Origin of the sequence: Thalassobacillus sp. CUG 92003, assembly GCF_013618635.1 — a bacterium.
In the GTDB taxonomy this organism is placed as follows: Bacteria; Bacillota; Bacilli; order Bacillales; family Halobacillaceae; genus CUG-92003.
The window spans coordinates 72,544-89,982 of the sequence record NZ_JABLSJ010000012.1 but is presented as its reverse complement, the minus strand read 5'-3'; the positions used below and the strand labels follow the sequence as shown (position 1 = coordinate 89,982).

Genomic DNA, 17,439 nt, shown 5'->3' with positions numbered 1-17,439 from the left:
GCTTGGTACACTTTCATAGATATAGATAGTTTAAGCCATTTATTTTAGTTTGTAATCGTCTACAGATTTGAGTAAATCTCTCTTTACATAGTTCTTCGGTGACCTTAAAGTCTTGAGACCATCGCTCGAGGAGGTCAGGATCATCGAGATTGTAGCTTTTAACCATGTGATAGGGGAGAGCAGCGTAAAGAGTAAAATGTCTTGCATCACGTTCTTGAAGCTCTCTAAAAGCGTCAGGCATCATGGTTTGTTTGCCTACATGACGAACAGCATGGCATAGCTCATGGAAGAATTGCTCTCGTTGGATAGTCTTGTTCAGAGTAGAATTTAAGACTATCTCTCTATAGCGGCCAAATCGGGTATAACGGCTCTCCATAGGTTTATAGTGAATAAATATTTCATACTGCATCGCTATCTTTCTTAGCTTTAAATCCAATGGATATTGAAATTTGCGCTTTATGTACCAATTAGATACCCAGTCTTCTAGTGCGGTAGTAGTGTATTGTGGGAAATTCATACTAATCACCATCCTTAAAATCATTATACGAACAAATGTTCTTTTATTGCAATAAAAAAACTGCTCTATTTATATAAGAACAGTTTATGACTTTATTAAGTTGTCTGTGAAAAAGATATTATCAGATTTTGGTAATAATACATTGTTACTATGAATAAGCAACTCAGTCGCTTTTCTAACTTCATTAGCTGAATAGTTCAATGAGTACTGACGTATTGAATAATCGCTATAAATCTCCCTTATAGGTCGTGCATTGTCATAGGTTGTAATCCACTTGAATTTATTAAGGTTTCGAATTTTTTTACCAAGGGAAACATGGTCATCATGTAAGTAATAATTAGTATAAAGGTTTTTTCCTTGTGTATAATACGGTGGGTCAAAGAAGATGAAGGTGTTCGACGTGTTCATTCCCAGAATGTCATTTTGAATAAAATCTTCTGCATCTCTATTTGATAGATTGATACTTTCTTTATAAGATGCGATTTTTAGTACTTTCTTGATAAGATTCTTTTTTGTAAACCTACAATCAATTTTATTCTTACTTTGTTGCTTTTTACCACCTATTGGACCACCTGTGATAATGCCTGACACATTTGCTCGGTTTAAGAAAAATGCTGCGAAACCCACCTCCAATAAGCTGTGCTTTCTTTGGCTGAAAATAATTTTCCTTTGTTCTTTCCAAGTATCTAAGTCAATTGGAGTATCTTCAATTAAATTAATAAACTCATTTGGATGATTTAAAATTGAATACCAAACAGAATAAATATTATAGTCATAATCATTTATATAGATATCCCTTACTTTACCATTATATAATAGAGATAGGGCCAAACCTGCTCCTCCTGCAAATGGTTCAATGTAAGTTGGAGGGGAGGGGAACTCATTGCATTCAAGAAGATCTATTATGAATTTTTTTAACTGTGTCTTTCCACCTGGGTACCTAAGTGGAGAATCCGTTACTGGCAATTGTCGCACCTCCTAATCAAAACATTAACATATTCAGAACCAAAATGGCCATTTCTAATTATCCGTCTTCCTTGAGTATCTTTTCTTTTAAATAGTCGAGGGATATCTTCATCTGAAATTCAAATTCCGTTACCTCATCAGGATTATCATTCATCCAATAACTAATAATTTCAGTTTTTTCAAATAAATCTTTGTACTCGTTAAACCATTCTTTAAAATATTCTCTGCTTTTTTTATCACTTCTACTTTGGATTTTATCTTCTATATCTTTAATAATTCTATCCCTAACAATTTGTCCGTGTAAATGGTCTAGGTTATTTTTCCAAAAACTATGACTCATATCTTCTAATAAGTATTTCAAGTAATTGTATACTAATACCTCGGGGGCAACATCTGATGGGAGAGGGCAAATATTGTCATGTCTTTCAATATATGGTTCGTATCTCCCTGTTTTTACATCGCCGTCCGGCATGATAAGTACATTCCTAAAATAAGAATCTTTGTCAGGAAGTTTTAATAAGGTATCACAGTTGATATGTGCTATTACCTCTTCTAAATTAATGTCTGTCAGCCTATCTATTGTTAAATGACGCATTAATGTTTTGTATAGAAAGTAAGCTTCTTCATCTTCAAAATAAACCTTCACAACTTGTGAATGGTCTTGATATCTATTAAATCTTAAGAACATATCATTTTTTATTTTCAAATAAGTAGGATCTTTCATTATGTGAGGATCCATTGTGTTTTGTAAATAAATTACATTGTAATATGTTTTTTCGTCTGCTGGATTTTGCATTGTTTGTAATTGCTTAGCTAATACTTCTTTAATTATGGTTAAGGAATGTGAAGTAACAACAATTTGAAGATTAAGATCTTTCGCTGCTCTATCCAGGATATTGAGTAATTTCTCTTGAGCAGAAGGGTGAAGGCATGCGTCTATTTCATCAATAACTAATAAACCACCGTTATAATTAATTCCATCTCCTTCATCTAATTCCCTTTTTAGCTTCCTAAATGATAATATAGCTGTTAGGATTGAACTCAAACTATCTTGTCCAAGAGAAACAGTTTGGAAAGGGTAATCAACAAAACTTGGGCCTATAGATCGCTTTGTAGTATGTTTTAGGCTTTGCTTAGATATTTTTTCATTTTCCATTGGTTCATTCCCTATGATTTCTATATAAGCCTCATTCATAAAACGGATATCTTCTTCACTAGGAGAATTACTTGATTGTAACGTGTATAGGGCTTCATCGGTTTCACCAATAGGAATTACCCTACTCATGCCAATGTAAATTGTAGGTATAGTTACTTTCGCATTTGCTCCTACATCTAAAAAGCTTTCATTAGTTAATTTACCAACTTCATTTGAGTTTCTTGGTACAACTTTTAATCTACCATCATGATTAGAGATTGTACCTTTTTTATATAACGTTTCTCCTTCGTATGTATATTTCATAATAAAAGAATATTTTTCATTTTGTTCTGAGTGATAGTCGTTATTACTATCTAGATGGAAAATTTCCTGAAATTTACTTTGGAAAGTTTTGTCGAAGTAGCTTCTATATTTTTTTAATTCAGATCCGTTTGCAATTAATCCTAGTATAGTCGATTTACCAATTCCATTATGTCCAGCAATCACAGTGATTCTCTCAGCGACATTGATTGAAATATCCTTTAATTTCCGGAATTTATCAATTTGTAAGTAATCTAATTTGTTTTTTTCCATTTATATTTCCTCCAATAAATTCAAATATGTAACAGCCGCTAATAATCTAATTTCATCACATTTTATTTTTTAATAAATTTGAATGATGAAAATCTATTAAAACATAAAATTAGCACGTCCAAAGGACATGCTCTAAATTAACTACTCACTATAAATATTTCTATCCATTACTTAGAAATTCCTTCATAAATTGACAAAATAATACCTTTTTTAATAATTAGATACTATTGAGTAAGCAAAGGTAAAACATTTAACATTATAAGAGTTGTAGAAATTGTGACATCTATTTTTTAAGTTCTTTTAGTAAACTCATGATATCCTTTAATTTGAGTGTAGGATTTTGTTCGGCTTTAGATTCTCGTTTGTTTGTTTCTTGAGTTATTGCTATTTCCTGAGTGAAAATATGGTCAGCCAATTGCTTTTTGATTTCTTTAATTTCTTCAGATTCATCATCATAATTTTCCAAGAAAGGGTTTATGGACTGAATTTTCATTTGGATACTTCTATTTTCCCTAGCTTCCCTTTTATGATCAGAGGCTTGTTTTGCGGCATATGCCGCAAAGGCAAAAATACCGAAGGTGATGGAAATTCTTTTTCCGATATCAATCCAACTAGTAATTTCGCTTGTTAAGAATGCAAGCAAAGAGTAAATAATAGCTATAATAAATAAACTCAAGGTTATTATAGACCAACTTTTCCAAGAACCCTTTTCTTCTTCGGCAGCCTTATGAAATTCACCTGAGATACTATTGTCTGTGACAAAGCTGAACAATTCTTCTAGCTTAGTTTGCTTTCGCTCCAGTCTAATTCTAGTTGCGTTGTAGTAATCTAAAAATTCGTCCATGTAACTTTTCATTTTATTCTTCACGATTTCCTGTTCTTGCTCAATCATTTCACTAAATCCATCATGAAAATCGGTACTGAGTTCTTCTAGAGTCTCTTCGTGATTTCTAATGAATTCTTCTTTCTCTGTTTCCACCTCTGACTCAATTTCAGAGATGGTCTCTGCTAACCCTACTACCTCATCTTTTTTTTCAGTAATATTACCGCTTTCCTCAAGCGCATAGCGCTTATGTTGACTGATCGACATCCTTGTGGATCTAATGTTTTCGCTGAGAGCCTCGAGTTCTTCTGTAGAACGGGGAACAGCTAATAAGCGTATTTGGCTCAGCAATTTGTCACATTGATCAACAGCAGTGTTTTTATTATTGTTATTTCCAGAATTGTGGTAGTTGCTTATTTGTGAGCTAATTGATGTTATATAACTGTTAATGTTGGTATACACGTTAAAAGGAGTCAAGAAAATGTCGGATCCCTTAAAGTTTGACTCTGCAAGATTTAAAGTGGCTTTAAACCGTTCTAAGTGTTCGAATAATTCATAGTCGGTTTCTAAATCACTTTCATTTTCGATTTTTTGAATACTTTCGCGACAATCTTGAATTTTAGATTCGATATTTAAATTATCTACTCGATCATCATAAAACCCCACGTTTGTATTCACCTCTTCAATACCTGCTTTACATAAGTTGTGCCAGTAAGTTTATGTTGAAGCAGATTAGACTATTTTTTCTGACTGTATAATACAACTCAGTTATTAACTTTATCTTCTTCGATTTCTGAAGCTTATCATTGCCCTTCAGCTGTCTAATTTTTTCTCTGGAATTTCACTTCAGCAAAAGATTAAATATTTTATTGAAGGCTATCACAAGCAATTCCGTCAGAATCTCTGTTCAAATCATGAGGGTCATTTTCTGGCCCGCCAGCTGCTTCAAAAAATGCTTGAGCTGCAGCATGATCACCGTTGAAATCTCCACAGTTACGGTCAGGACCAAATGGGTCAAACATCAGATTACTGTTCGAGGACTCTTTCTTCTTAGGTTCAGGTTCGGGCTCCGGCTCTTCTTTTTCTTCCTCATAATGATACCCATGGTCATGGTCCTTGTGTGCATATCCCTCAATAGACCAAACTCCTTTCCCAGCATTAATTGCTGATTGCTGGACCTTATGAAATTGATCAAGCATTGTTAGATCATTGTATAAGTAAGCCGTTCTGGCCAATCCTTTTCTAAGTAGTTTTTCTTGAATTGTCTCTCCATTAATAAATACATAAGCGAGCAGGCGATCATATTTATCTCTTTTTTCTTTACCAATTTTAACTCTTACGTCCTTACCAGAAAGAGTATCTTTTACAAATTTGGTTGCTTCGGGTCCAAAAGGTTGAACAGGTTCATTAGGATGGACGGTTTCTGGTGTATCTACAAGTAATAATCTTACGTCTTCAGTTTTTCCGTTCATTCTTACTTCAAGCGTATCTCCGTCAATTACGCGAGTAACGGTGGCATTGGTTTTCTTTTTCTGTTGTTTTTCTTCGGCTTCCTTTTCCTTCTTTGCTTTTTCTTCAGCTTCCTTCTTGGCTTCTTTCTCTTCTTCTTTGGAACTTGTTTGTTCTATATCCTTGGCTTCTTCCTCAGACTTGTCATTCTCTTCTTCTTTCTGTTCAGATGTATCTGCAGAAGTTTCTTCATTTTCAACTTGTTCAATTGTCTCCTCAGAGGTCTGCTGAGAGGAATCTACTTCTTCATTATTAGAAGCTGAATCTGAACTCCCTGTAGGTATAACGCCAACGATAAACAGAGCCAATCCAATTGAAATAATAATGCCAGGTACTTTGGATTTGGCTTTTAATTCTAGGTTTTTATTGAGTTCATATATGCCCCAACAAAAAAGACTTATCCCGAGCATAACCAAAGGAAAGCTAATTATTAGGCTTAAAGCTATTATTATAACGACAATCCCCAAGAAAACGCTCATTTATTTAACCTCCTCGACAAATTTAAAGCCTTTGGTTTTAAGAAACTTCATATTGTGTTCAAAAGTTTCAATCGTGTCTGAACAATCAATGTTAGTAAAGTGAGTCTTCTCTATCTCTTCTCTATTGATCCTGACAGAGAGAATACAACCATATTCGGCTGCCTCATCTGCTGGTGCATCATCGTATACATGGATAACTGTTTCATTAAGGGGAAGGAGGGTGAAAAACTCACGTGCGATTCGAAGAGTGCAGCTACATACATAATCCTGATATAACTGAAAATACTTCCCTTTGGCCATATTTCGTTGTGATAGCTTTCCGGTTTTAGTTAGTGACAATGTTTTTTCAGGTACAACCTCTTTGTTTCTAATATTTAACTCTACTTTTACAGAAGGGTCAGTAGGGGAGAAGGAGTATTTTATATGGCTACCTAATTCCTCAATATCCTCAAATGGGTTAGATGTATCGACTACTTTGTTCCAAATAGTACGATCTCCATCTAAAACTGAGTTTGATTGAGCGACATCATTTTCCCATTCACGGTACAAATCATCATCATCATTTTTAGCATGTTGGATGTTTTCTGAGAGTATCTCTTTACGAGCTTCTGTTCTATTAAATAACTTGTCTCGCCAAGTAGGTTGATAGTTTTTAAGTTTATCTCTGGCTTCAAGAACATTAGGACCTTCATTATCAATTTCAAAAGGTGGCGAGGAATCGCGAATGTCTTCCCAGTATATAGGATCATTCACTTCTTCATGGACACTGGTTAGCATATCAATGTGAGCTTCGTACTTTTCTACGTCTTGTTTTGCTTGTTCCAATTTTTCTTCTTTAGCTTTTTGTTGCTGTAGTCGTTCGTAATTTGTTCGTTGAGGACGCTTGGTGCGAGAGGATATTTGTTTATTATATGAAACGCCTGTACCAGGCACGCTTGAACCTACTGACACTCCTCTAGAACTAGTGTTTACTCTCAGCCCTTTTCCGCCAATTGTAGTACCTACTCCTTTCTTTCCTACGTTCATACGCACACCTGGAGCAACTTTAAAACTTTTTCTAAACCGCATCCCCATTAGCATTACCTCCATAAAAAATTATTTGTAACCTAAGGTATATCTGGACTAAGCTTTTATATTCCAATTAGAGTTTTATGCTCTAAATCATCTACCAGTAATTTAATTCAGTTTTCACCACCTTAAAAAAATGATTAGTGAGTAAGTCATAAGTGATTAAATTATTATGCTTCATATTACTTGTAAAACAGGCAAATTTCTACAGTTATGGGGTAAAAAGAGAGCGCGTCATGCGACGCGCTTACTTATCTTTTTTCTCAATATCATTAGATTTCTGTACCAAGTATTGAAAGTAACTCTCCAACTCTCTAATTTGCTCCGGACTCATCGATTTCCACTTCTCATAATCAAAAAATGACATTTCTTCTATCTCGTATTTATCCAAAAGTCTGTTGATTTCTTTTATGGAATCAAATTCTCCCTTTTCATCTTCGGGATTATCTGAATTACCTGCTCTGCCAAGTAGGTAATCGGTAGAGACTCCATAAAAATCAGCAATTTTATTTAAAGTTTCATAATCAGGCTGTCTAGTGCCGTGTTCATAATTTGCATATTTTCCTCTAGAGAAATTCAATCTTTTAGCTATTTCATATTGACTAATTCCTTTGTCATTCCTTAATTTGATAAGCCTATCTTTAAGCACTAGAACACCTCCTTATAATTATATTATAAGAAACAGAAAGTTTCTATTCTACAAAGGACACAAAAAGTTTCTAAATATCATTGACAGAAACGTAACGTTTCTATAAGATTGTAAATAACAAAGAAACGAAATGTTTCTGGATATGAGAGGTGATAAATAAATGAAGCGAACTACCCTTATAAAGTGCAGAGGCCAACTTTCAAGGGCAGAAATAGCTGAAAGACTAGATATAACACCGCAAATGTTAGGTGCTATAGAAAGAGGGGATCGAACTCCATCTTTAGATTTAGCTAAAAAAATATCTGATTTATTTGGACTTTCAGTTGATGAGATTTTTTTTAATCAAAAAAGAAACGAAACGTTTCTAGATAACGAACCTAAGGAGGTGATTTGAGTGTTACAAATGCAATTTGACGAAGCACAGCTGCAGAAACTAATAAACGACGCAGTTGATAAAGCAGTTGAGCGTCATGCTCTTAAAGACCAACTTCCCCCATTACTTACAAGAAAAGAGTTTATGGAACTGATGCAGATCGGCGAGACGAAATGCGCAGAATTGTTTCACCGAGAAGACTTTCCCGTGAATCGTGAACTTGGTCACCCCAGAGTTCCTACATCTTTATTAATGGAATGGATCTACAGTAATACCGATTGGGTGCGTGAAAATGCAGAACCCAATTCTAAACTAGCGATTGTTTAACAACTTAAGTCTAGCACCATGACAACTAAATAATGGTACCTCTTTAGGTACAAAAGGAGTAAAAAAATGAAAGAGAGTAAAGCAGCTCGCATGATGAAAGAGTCCAGAATCCAGAGTGGGAAAACCCAGCAACAACTATCAATGGACATGTATCAGTCTCGAGAGTATGTAACAAAGCAAGAAAATGGTGAGCGAAAATTAACACCATCAACACTTCAACATTTCACTGAAACGTATAACGATCCATGGCTGGCATTGGAAGCTTCAAGAGAATACACAGGGTGGGGCGTTACTAAATTGGATGGTCCGGCAGTTGATTTACACCGCTCTGCCGTAAGAGAAAAGACTATCGAAGAATTGAAAGAAGCTATTAATGCTATGGAAAAAGTAACACTGACGAAACAGCCATCATTCACTCAATCATTTGAGTTGCAAGACATTGAACAATCAGCCAGAGAGCATATAGACGCAATTGGAGCCTCAATTACTTACGTTGCAACGCTTTGCGATGAATACGGTCTCAGCTGGAATAAGCTCTGGGAAGATCATGAACGAAAACTTCAATCGAGAGGATACGTGATGTCATGACTTACTTACGTCAAGACTTGCCAAGAGCGTCGGAAGAAGAGCAATGCTTTCAGGACTTACTCAATCAGCTTGGACGGGCTTATGAAAAACGAGATTTTGACGGTTGTTTATTGGCAGCAAGAGACATCATTAACACGGCAAATGAATTGAAAGAAATGAAAGCTAAGAAACAAAGACAAGATCGCTTAATAAGAGTTTGTGAGGACCTCAACCAGAAAGGGTTGGCTTGTACGGTTGTCAGGAGGTACAGGAATGAAGAAGCTTAGTCATCTGGATAAAGCTTATCTCATACTGTTTGCTTTAAGTCAGCTGTTTATCTATATCGCATTGATTAATGCTTAGGAGGGATTGCATGGAGAAGAATCAGGAAGTCGATTTTATGATAGACGAAGCCATGAAACATGATAATCGATTAATCTTTTATCTTGCTTGTATAAGTTATCTAGCTGAAGAACAGAACAAAGAGTCTATCAATATTGATGAGTTGATCGAAACAGTTAGACAAGCATCAATCGAACAGCAAATAAAAAACCGCTAAGGGCTGCAACCCATAACGGCGGTGATTAGATACTCCAAGGTTACCATACTCCGTTAGTCAAAATCAATTGGAAGTGAGGTGTTGGAAACATGAAATAATGAGCAGGATTTAGAACCAAAACGAAATACCTTCACGGCAGGCATAGCCTGTCGTCATGGACAGCAGGGATCTTACCTTCCTCCTGTAACGGTTTCCAACCTCCTTTCATCCTGCTGTCTGTGACGATGCGCTATGCATCAGAAAGGGAGGTGAAGACTATGAACCATCCGTCAGTTGACTACATTGAACGTACAGGTTACCCAGCTGGATTTCCTGAGCAAGCACAATATGGATTTGACGGATTAGGAAATGAAGTCTTTGCAGGGGATGAAATCCTTGTATTTAATGACGAGTTCTTCCTAAAAGAAACGCTCTTTCAAGAATCGATTGAATTATTGGGAGTCTTAGGAGCAGAGGAAAGAAGAGCATAAAAAAGACCGCACGGCAATGCGGTCCCTTAAGAAAATTACTTTAACAACATTATATCAGAATTGAGGAGGAGGTCCAATATGGGCGTTAAATCACTAGTGTTAGAAAGCACAGCTGACATGGAGCACAAAGAATGGCTAGAAACTCGTAAAAAGGGGATTGGCGGTTCAGATGCAGCTGCTATTGCAGGATTCAATAAGTGGAAATCACCAGTCGTCGTGTATATGGAAAAAATCGGTGAAGTGAAATCAGAGGCCTCTAATGAAGAAGCAGCTTATTGGGGCAATGTGATGGAGGAAACAGTCGCTCGAGAATTTACCCGAAGGACGGAAATGAAGGTTCGGAAGCGTAACGCAATATTGCAACATCCAGAATACGAATGGATGCTTGCAAACGTTGATCGGCTAATTGTCGGCAAGAACGAAGGACTTGAATGTAAAACGGCTAGTGAATACCTCAAGGATGAATGGGAGGGCGACGAGCTTCCGATGGCGTATCTACTGCAGTGCCAGCATTACATGGCCGTCACAGGTGCAGATGCCTGGTGGATTGCCGTCCTCATTGGTGGAAATAAATTCGTTTACAAGAAGATAGAACGGGATGAAGAACTCATTGAAAATCTGATTGAGCTAGAGAAACGGTTCTGGGAAGAACACGTTCTTAATCAGGTACCACCTGAAATTGACGGTTCAGATGCTTCTTCTGATTTGATTAAGGCTATGTATCCAAATGCTGAGCCTGAGAGTGAAACTGAACTTGATTCAGATGCAGATAAGCTTCTTGGAGCGCTTGATCAAATTAAGAAGGACGAAAAAGACCTAAAAGAACGTAAGAAGAAATATGAGAATCAATTGAAAGAAAAGCTAGGAACCTATGAAAAAGGGTTTACGCATCAATACATCGTCACGTTTAAAGATCAAGATCGACGCACAGTGGACTCTAAACGTTTGAAGGCTGAAAAACCTGAACTCTACGACGAATACTCAAAAGTGAGCAAAAGTCGTCCATTACGATTTAAGGAGGCTAAATGATGGCAACAAACAGCACAGCAAAAAATCAGCTGGCCAGTAAAAAGCAAGGTAATAGTGCACCTCAACAATCTAATAATCAAGTTAATACGATCCAAGCTTATTTGAAGAAGATGGGCCCGGAGTTTGAACGGGCCTTACCCAAGCACATGGATGCAGACCGGTTAGGGCGAATCGCTATGACGACCATTCGCCAGAATCCTAAATTACTAGAGTGTTCCATTCCATCTTTAATGGGAGCAGTCATGCAGGCTGCCCAGCTTGGACTGGAACCTGGGCTGATTGGCCATTGTTATTTGGTTCCGTTCTGGAATAACAAGATGAAAGAGACTGATGTTCAATTCATTATCGGATACAAAGGCATGATTGACCTTGCAAGGCGTTCAGGTCATATCGAGAGTATTTACGCCCACACAGTCCATGAAAACGATGAATTTGAATACGAGTTAGGGCTTCATCCAAAGCTTGTTCACAAACCTTCTACAGGCGAAAGAGGCGCAATGGAATTTGTATACGCCGTTGCTCATTTCAAAGATGGGGGCTACCAATTTGAAGTCTTTAGCACTAATGATGTAGAGAAAGTAAAAGCTCGATCCAAAGCTGGAAGTAACGGTCCTTGGAGTACGGATTATGAAGAAATGGCCAAAAAAACAGTCATCCGCCGTATGTTCAAATACTTGCCGATCAGTGTTGAAATTCAAGAACAAGCTTCTCGGGATAATACGGTGCGAAAAGATATTACAGAAGAATCACAGTCTGTCTATGATCAGGAATATATCGACATGAACGCTCAAGCAATAGATGAACCCGAGGAGCCAGAACAAAGCCAAAATGAAAACACGTCTAAAGAAGATCAGGATATAGAACAAGCTGCTATGGAACTGGATAAGCAGTGAGCGAATGAAGCGAGAGATTACCATACCGCATTTCTATTTATGGATGACAGAGGATTATGAGAACAGGAGCAAGCTCTTCAAACAGTATGTCAGGGGATATGTTCAAAACATGTACCCTGGCTGGGAGCTTGTTGATATCAAAGGTATGAAGGCAGTTTGTGAAAGGAGGGCATAGCCATGAAGAATACCTATTATTTTTCACACGATGGCAACGCTAGAAACGATCCGAAAATCTTGTCTATGCGAAGTGTTTACGGCTCGGAAGGTTATGGCTGGTATTGGATCATTGTGGAGATGTTACGTGAGCAAGATAACTACAAGATTAAGATCAATAAATACACGTGGAATGCGTTAGCAATGCAAATGCAATGCGACGCTAATGCGGTGCATCAGTTCGTATCAGACTGCATAAATGAGTTTGAATTATTCGATTCAGACGGTGATTTTTTCTGGTCATCTTCTTTAATAAAACGCATGGAAGTTAAAGATAATAAGTCCGAAAAAGCTCGAAAAGCTGCGCAAAAACGTTGGCAAAAACCCGATGATGACAAGGGTTCACAACGAACGCAAAGCACTAGCAATGCGAGTTCAAAGCAACCGCATAGCGAACGCAATGCACACCCAATGCCTAAAAAAGAAAAGGAAAGTAAAGAAAAGAAAAGTAAAGAAAATACTACTACTACTAGTAGCACCGATGAATCGGAAAATCCTTTCACGTTTTACGAAAACAATTTTGGCGTTCTGAATGACACGGTTATCGATTCACTTAATCACTGGATCAATGATTTAGGTCAGGAGCTCCTGATCGAAGCCATGAAAAAGGCAGCCTTATCTAGTAAAAGCTACAGCTATGCTAATGGCATATTGAAAGATTGGTATCGAAACAACATTCGGACTTTGGGCGATATTCATGCCTCAGAGGAACAATACGCACGAGAACAGCAACGTCCGAAACTAGCACCGGTAAAAGAAGGACGCTACAAACATGCATTTTAGCGAGGTGAAGACGCTTGAATAGTGCTGTTGAGGGATTAAGAGCGAATATGGAGCGCTTAGGTGTCGGGGGCATTGTTCAGACTGGATCCCGCGAATGTGAACGATGTGGCAACCAAGTGCCGATCATGGAGCGAAGAGACCGAGAGGGCAACACGCATGAAGAATCTATGTGCTTGAATTGCCAAACAGATCAAACGCGGTCACGATTTCCTAAGCGCGAAGACTTGAAGAAGGAGAAGGCGAAAGGGTTTTCGCTCAAATACGAGCAAGTGCCAGAGAAACTCATTGGCAAGACGGTCTCCGAATACAAGGCTGAGACGGAATCTGAAAAAGACATGTGTATGGCGGTAGCTGAATTAATTCGTGATTTTGGTGAAACGGTGCACCATTCCCTTGTTTTAAAGGGGCCAATGGGGCTCGGCAAAAGCCACCTAGCTTATGCAGCTGGAGCTGAATTACGCAGACAGGGATACAGCACGATGTTTATTTCCAGCGACGATTTTCTCAACCTCATCAAAAGTACATACAACAAAGAAACAGACCTCTCGGAACGTACAATTTTTGACATGATCGAGGAAATTGATTTGCTGATCTTTGATGAAATCGGGGCTGAATATATCAACAAAAAAGACAACTTCGAAACCTGGGCCTCTGAAAAAATATACAAAGTCACGGACTTACGGGAAAACAAGCCCACGATTTTCACAACGAACTACGCAGCTGAGGACATGGAGGCGAAATATGGTCCTGTTCAGGGTGGCCGCATCATATCACGGATGATGGCCGGAGCGAAGCGCATGGTCGTTGAGGGTCGTGATCGACGGACACAGGACTTCTAGGAGGGATACGATGTGCAATTTATGCCATGGCAAGGGTACGGTCCATTTAGCTAACCAAGGAAGTATAGGTTTTATGCCTTGTCCAAATAAAAAGTGTCGCGAGGACGCAGCAAGCAAAACAGATCGAGTGATCGATCGAATGAAAAAGCATTTGAACAAGGGGGCTTCAGCATGAACACCACCAGTATTAGCACCTCGTTGTTAAAACCGGGTGAGAAGAATGTCATCATCCTGGACAACATCGAATTTGGGTTTCCGGAATGGCAGTTAAAAGCTATACAAGATGATTGGGAAGAAGGGTTGGATGTTGAGTCCATAGCCAAAAAGCAGAAGAGGAAGTGGGAAGAGGTGTTTCTAGCCCTATTCCATCTTGCTCGAAAAGGTAAAATCAAGCGTCCGTTTGCTTATCGTTTCTAAGGGGGCAACTTAAAATGGTGAATAAAATTCTACAAGGTGACAGTCTAACGGTATTAAATACTCTATCTGATAAATCAATCCAAACGTGTGTAACAAGCCCTCCTTATTTTGGTCTAAGAGATTATGGCGTAGAAGGTCAAATAGGGTTAGAGAGTTCGGTAGAAGACTATGTTGAAAAACTCGTACAAGTTTTCCGAGAAGTGAAACGCGTTTTAAAAGATGATGGGGTACTATGGCTCAATCTGGGAGATTCATATGCCGGGAGTGGCAAGGGAAGAAACGCTGACGGCTCTCCCAATCCTGGAGGTTACCATCAACAAAGCCATGGACAAATAACGGGGAACATAAAAAGCACATTACACTCACCCTATTTAAAATCAAAGGACTTAATTGGCGTGCCTTGGAAGGTAGCATTTGCTCTTCAAAAAGATGGTTGGTATTTAAGATCCGATATTATCTGGCATAAACCAAACCCAATGCCTGAGAGTGTAAAAGATAGGCCTACCAAAGCCCATGAGTATATTTTTCTCTTAAGTAAATCTCCCCATTATTATTACGATATTGATTCAATTAAAGAACCTGCTGTTTATGGAACTCAGGATATAAGAGGTTCAATAGCGTCCCCTGGTCCTCTCCAAAGTATGAGAAGAACGAGTAAAGAGAGGGGAGGCTTTAAAGGGAAACATGGACATGAATCTTTCAGAGCAATCAGAGATACAAGAAATAAACGATCAGTATGGACTGTATCAACTAGACCGTTTAAAGAAGCACACTTTGCTACGTTCCCGAAAGAATTAATTGAACCGTGTATATTAGCCGGTTCCCGAAGAGATGACATGATTTTAGATCCATTCTTTGGTTCAGGGACTGTTGGTTATGTAGCCATGGAACACGATAGAAATTTTATAGGTATTGAATTAAACCCTTCTTACGTACAAATCGCCAAGGAGAGATTAGCAGCCGTACAAACAAGTTTTATTTAGGAGGCGAGTCTATGAATCTACAACCGACACGGTTAAGGACATCAGTTCATGAACGCAAGCAGTACTTGGTTCATCAGCTTTGGAAACTAGGTTACACACAAGATCGCATTGGTAAGAAAACTGAAGACATGACCCTGACTGAGCTGGAACAGGTGCATATTAATGTGAAGTGTCAAAAGGCAAGGGAGAAGGACAAACGATGATCCAATTTACTGTACTTGGTGAAGCTGTCGCACAAGGTCGACCTAGGGCAGGAAAAACAAAGCGTGGCAGAACGGTTCTTTATGATCCTCAAAAATCGAAGGACTTTAAGCATTATGTAGGGCTGGTTGCTTCTCAACATGCACCACAGAATCTCCTGGAAGGACCGCTAGTGGTAAAAGTGAAAGTTTATAAGCCATTGCTCAAGAGCTTCTCCAAAAAGCGCACACAAGAAGCTGAGGCAGGATTATATAGACCGACCACCAAGCCCGATGTTGATAATTATGCTAAAGGCATTAAAGACGCATTGAACAAGGTTGTCTGGCATGATGACAGTCAAGTGGTGGAGTTTTCGATTAGTAAGTACTACAGTGCAACACCTCGAATGGAGATTGAAGTTGATCAAGTTATGTACGGGGAACCATCAGCATAAAAAGGGAGGGGGACAAGACTGAGTACTAAGCTTGTCCCTGAGAAAAAATAACCGCCTAAGGCTTTAGATTTTATAAAGGCGGTCCTAAATCATTGTTTCCGAGCTGATTGCTAGATATTCAAGCAAATTATTTTGAAGTAAATATATGTAAAAAAGCCAGCACACAGGCCGGCAAGATTTGAATGATTGTACTTGAATCATCGGTATTCTACAGTCATCCTTTTAGGCATTGAGGTGAGTGAAGCTAAAAGATACGGAGGTTTTGGGGGCGGCTAATTATCTAAATACGATTAATAATCTTTTTTATCATTCACAAATGCTGCTCCTACAATAATTAGGAGAATAAACAATACAACGATAAGCGCAAACTCTTTACCACCTTTAAAGCCACCGTATCCTCCGCCGTATCCTCCGTCGAAGCCACCAAGACCATAACTCATAATATCACCACCTTTTTTGTTGTTACCATAGGTTATGGCTCTTAAAGGTGATGTGGAAAGGTATATATCACAAAAAAATATAAAAAATAAAGCCAGAGCAGATGCCCTGACTTCTATCCCTATCAATATTATATCACAGGGGGTCTGCTCGATGCGATTGAATCAATTACCGCTAGAAATAGAAAATGGAAAATTGAATATTGAATTGGATATACCGGAAGGAAATCCCCCGTTTTGTGTCGTATATTGCGAAGGACAGGCAAAATTAACCACTTTACCTGATCATGGGGAGACGAAAGTCATTACTCACCAGGGGAAGGTGAAGAGGGTTAAGTTTGATGAGGGGGAGGAATTTTAATGTTTTTTGGATTGAAAATCACAGAATTGATTCAAATTATTGGAATGCTAGGTACTTTGTTTGCAAGCGGCTTGGAGGTCATATAGGGCTTCAATTAAAATTGCTAATAATGGAGCAGGACTGTTAGATGAGGTGAGGCAGCAAAGAGAATTTTCACAAACTCCAGAAGCCCTTGCCTTCCAATGAGTTGAGTCAAGCATCTGCTGCTTAGCATTTACTTTTGCTGTTCCTTATATAACATCCAAGTCCTTCCCATAGTCTTTACATTAAAAGGATAAGAGCAATACCGTATACACTAGCATTGCCCCTGACTTTTATCGTTAAGACAGGGGCATTGTGATCTTTATAAGATAACACTTGTTAATTGTCTTATTCACGGTTACACACACTTGTCACTTGATAGTATGTCATTCCTAAATGAATACCAGCCAAAGTGAAAAGTGTGTAGTGTCTTATAAAACTCAATCCGGATTGTGCCCAAAAGTGGGCTTTCGTTTTGACTTTTGCAGCACTTTTTGTTTCAACTGGTCTTTATCAACATTAAGATCTTTAAAAGTTGTATTGGTCATGGCTCGCCGTAAATGGCGCAGTTTGTCATCAATGTTCAACTTATCCCTCCTTATAAAAATCTCTTCTACAATTCAACTTTGATTTAATAATATTTTCTTTAAGACGTAGCACCTTACCGATTTTTTCCATGGCTCCAAAGTAGTCACGTCATTTTACTTTTGCGGTAAAGAAATGGCGAGATCGGCAACTGTTAATCCTCAAATTTCTGAACGCTTAATGATGCAGGGTGTCGATATGTTGCCTG

The 17,439-nt window shown here is 38.2% G+C and carries 25 protein-coding genes; 16 read left to right on the top strand and 9 right to left on the bottom strand.

What is annotated here, in order from left to right; translation table 11 throughout:
• Positions 1–13: 13 nt before the first annotated feature.
• The 7 genes from HOP45_RS16695 to HOP45_RS16665 form a co-directional block, all read right to left on the bottom strand.
• Positions 14–517 (bottom strand): ImmA/IrrE family metallo-endopeptidase, encoded by a 504-nt coding sequence (locus HOP45_RS16695; RefSeq protein ID WP_181350522.1) that lies wholly within the window; start codon positions 515–517, stop codon positions 14–16.
• An 84-nt stretch (positions 518–601) separates the two neighbouring features.
• A complete protein-coding gene (locus HOP45_RS16690) occupies positions 602–1,483 on the bottom strand; it encodes a DNA adenine methylase (RefSeq protein WP_181350521.1) in 882 nt (293 codons plus the stop codon).
• A gap of 58 nt (positions 1,484–1,541) precedes the next feature.
• The gene (locus tag HOP45_RS16685) at positions 1,542–3,212 is read right to left on the bottom strand and encodes an AAA family ATPase (protein ID WP_181350520.1); all 1,671 of its coding nucleotides are present in this window, start codon (positions 3,210–3,212) and stop codon (positions 1,542–1,544) included.
• Positions 3,213–3,495: 283 nt separating this feature from the next.
• Positions 3,496–4,701 (bottom strand): hypothetical protein, encoded by a 1,206-nt coding sequence (locus tag HOP45_RS16680; protein WP_181350519.1) that lies wholly within the window; start codon positions 4,699–4,701, stop codon positions 3,496–3,498.
• Positions 4,702–4,901: 200 nt separating this feature from the next.
• A complete protein-coding gene (locus HOP45_RS16675; protein WP_181350518.1) occupies positions 4,902–6,023 on the bottom strand; it encodes a thermonuclease family protein in 1,122 nt (373 codons plus the stop codon).
• On the bottom strand, positions 6,024–7,097 hold the full coding sequence (locus tag HOP45_RS16670; protein ID WP_181350517.1) for a DUF4236 domain-containing protein: 1,074 nt from the start codon (positions 7,095–7,097) through the stop codon (positions 6,024–6,026).
• Between the two features lie 241 nt (positions 7,098–7,338).
• Positions 7,339–7,740, bottom strand: a complete 402-nt coding sequence (locus HOP45_RS16665) for a helix-turn-helix domain-containing protein (RefSeq protein WP_181350516.1) — start codon at positions 7,738–7,740, stop codon at positions 7,339–7,341.
• A 160-nt stretch (positions 7,741–7,900) separates the two neighbouring features.
• Here HOP45_RS16665 and HOP45_RS16660 point away from each other — a divergent pair, with 160 nt between their 5' ends.
• From HOP45_RS16660 to HOP45_RS16590, 15 genes are all read left to right on the top strand, one after another.
• A complete protein-coding gene (locus HOP45_RS16660; protein ID WP_181350515.1) occupies positions 7,901–8,134 on the top strand; it encodes a helix-turn-helix transcriptional regulator in 234 nt (77 codons plus the stop codon).
• On the top strand, positions 8,135–8,440 hold the full coding sequence (locus HOP45_RS16655) for a hypothetical protein (protein WP_181350514.1): 306 nt from the start codon (positions 8,135–8,137) through the stop codon (positions 8,438–8,440).
• 66 nt (positions 8,441–8,506) lie between these two features.
• The gene (locus HOP45_RS16650; RefSeq protein WP_181350513.1) at positions 8,507–9,028 is read left to right on the top strand and encodes a helix-turn-helix domain-containing protein; all 522 of its coding nucleotides are present in this window, start codon (positions 8,507–8,509) and stop codon (positions 9,026–9,028) included.
• Positions 9,025–9,294, top strand: a complete 270-nt coding sequence (locus HOP45_RS16645; RefSeq protein WP_181350512.1) for a YqaH family protein — start codon at positions 9,025–9,027, stop codon at positions 9,292–9,294. The genes HOP45_RS16650 and HOP45_RS16645 overlap by 4 nt, the downstream gene beginning before the upstream one ends.
• An 86-nt stretch (positions 9,295–9,380) precedes the next feature.
• Positions 9,381–9,566 (top strand): hypothetical protein, encoded by a 186-nt coding sequence (locus HOP45_RS16640; RefSeq protein WP_181350511.1) that lies wholly within the window; start codon positions 9,381–9,383, stop codon positions 9,564–9,566.
• Between the two features lie 257 nt (positions 9,567–9,823).
• Positions 9,824–10,036, top strand: coding sequence for a hypothetical protein (locus tag HOP45_RS16635; protein WP_181350510.1), 213 nt, complete (start codon positions 9,824–9,826; stop codon positions 10,034–10,036).
• A 78-nt stretch (positions 10,037–10,114) separates the two neighbouring features.
• Positions 10,115–11,065, top strand: a complete 951-nt coding sequence (locus HOP45_RS16630; RefSeq protein ID WP_181350509.1) for a YqaJ viral recombinase family nuclease — start codon at positions 10,115–10,117, stop codon at positions 11,063–11,065.
• Complete coding sequence (gene recT, locus HOP45_RS16625; protein WP_181350508.1) at positions 11,065–11,958, top strand: recombination protein RecT; 894 nt, start codon at positions 11,065–11,067, stop codon at positions 11,956–11,958. The genes HOP45_RS16630 and recT overlap by 1 nt, the downstream gene beginning before the upstream one ends.
• A 177-nt stretch (positions 11,959–12,135) precedes the next feature.
• Positions 12,136–12,954 carry a Lin1244/Lin1753 domain-containing protein gene (locus tag HOP45_RS16620; RefSeq protein WP_181350507.1) on the top strand — a complete coding sequence of 273 codons (819 nt, stop codon included), beginning with the start codon at positions 12,136–12,138 and terminating at the stop codon, positions 12,952–12,954.
• Between the two features lie 14 nt (positions 12,955–12,968).
• Positions 12,969–13,793, top strand: a complete 825-nt coding sequence (locus HOP45_RS16615; protein ID WP_181350506.1) for an ATP-binding protein — start codon at positions 12,969–12,971, stop codon at positions 13,791–13,793.
• Between the two features lie 10 nt (positions 13,794–13,803).
• The gene (locus tag HOP45_RS16610) at positions 13,804–13,968 is read left to right on the top strand and encodes a hypothetical protein (RefSeq protein ID WP_181350505.1); all 165 of its coding nucleotides are present in this window, start codon (positions 13,804–13,806) and stop codon (positions 13,966–13,968) included.
• Positions 13,965–14,210 (top strand): hypothetical protein, encoded by a 246-nt coding sequence (locus HOP45_RS16605; protein WP_181350504.1) that lies wholly within the window; start codon positions 13,965–13,967, stop codon positions 14,208–14,210. The genes HOP45_RS16610 and HOP45_RS16605 overlap by 4 nt, the downstream gene beginning before the upstream one ends.
• Positions 14,211–14,224: 14 nt before the next feature.
• Positions 14,225–15,193, top strand: a complete 969-nt coding sequence (locus HOP45_RS16600; RefSeq protein WP_181350503.1) for a DNA-methyltransferase — start codon at positions 14,225–14,227, stop codon at positions 15,191–15,193.
• An 11-nt stretch (positions 15,194–15,204) separates the two neighbouring features.
• Complete coding sequence (locus tag HOP45_RS16595) at positions 15,205–15,396, top strand: hypothetical protein (protein ID WP_181350502.1); 192 nt, start codon at positions 15,205–15,207, stop codon at positions 15,394–15,396.
• Positions 15,393–15,827 carry a RusA family crossover junction endodeoxyribonuclease gene (locus HOP45_RS16590; protein WP_181350501.1) on the top strand — a complete coding sequence of 145 codons (435 nt, stop codon included), beginning with the start codon at positions 15,393–15,395 and terminating at the stop codon, positions 15,825–15,827. The genes HOP45_RS16595 and HOP45_RS16590 overlap by 4 nt, the downstream gene beginning before the upstream one ends.
• Before the next feature lie 290 nt (positions 15,828–16,117).
• Here the strand turns inward: HOP45_RS16590 and HOP45_RS16585 are convergent, their stop codons facing one another.
• A complete protein-coding gene (locus HOP45_RS16585; protein WP_181350500.1) occupies positions 16,118–16,267 on the bottom strand; it encodes a YjcZ family sporulation protein in 150 nt (49 codons plus the stop codon).
• A gap of 151 nt (positions 16,268–16,418) precedes the next feature.
• Here HOP45_RS16585 and HOP45_RS16580 point away from each other — a divergent pair, with 151 nt between their 5' ends.
• Positions 16,419–16,625, top strand: coding sequence for an XtrA/YqaO family protein (locus HOP45_RS16580; protein ID WP_181350499.1), 207 nt, complete (start codon positions 16,419–16,421; stop codon positions 16,623–16,625).
• 461 nt (positions 16,626–17,086) lie between these two features.
• Here HOP45_RS16580 and HOP45_RS16575 read toward each other — a convergent pair whose 3' ends face one another.
• The gene (locus HOP45_RS16575) at positions 17,087–17,233 is read right to left on the bottom strand and encodes a hypothetical protein (RefSeq protein ID WP_181350498.1); all 147 of its coding nucleotides are present in this window, start codon (positions 17,231–17,233) and stop codon (positions 17,087–17,089) included.
• Positions 17,234–17,439: the final 206 nt, after the last annotated feature.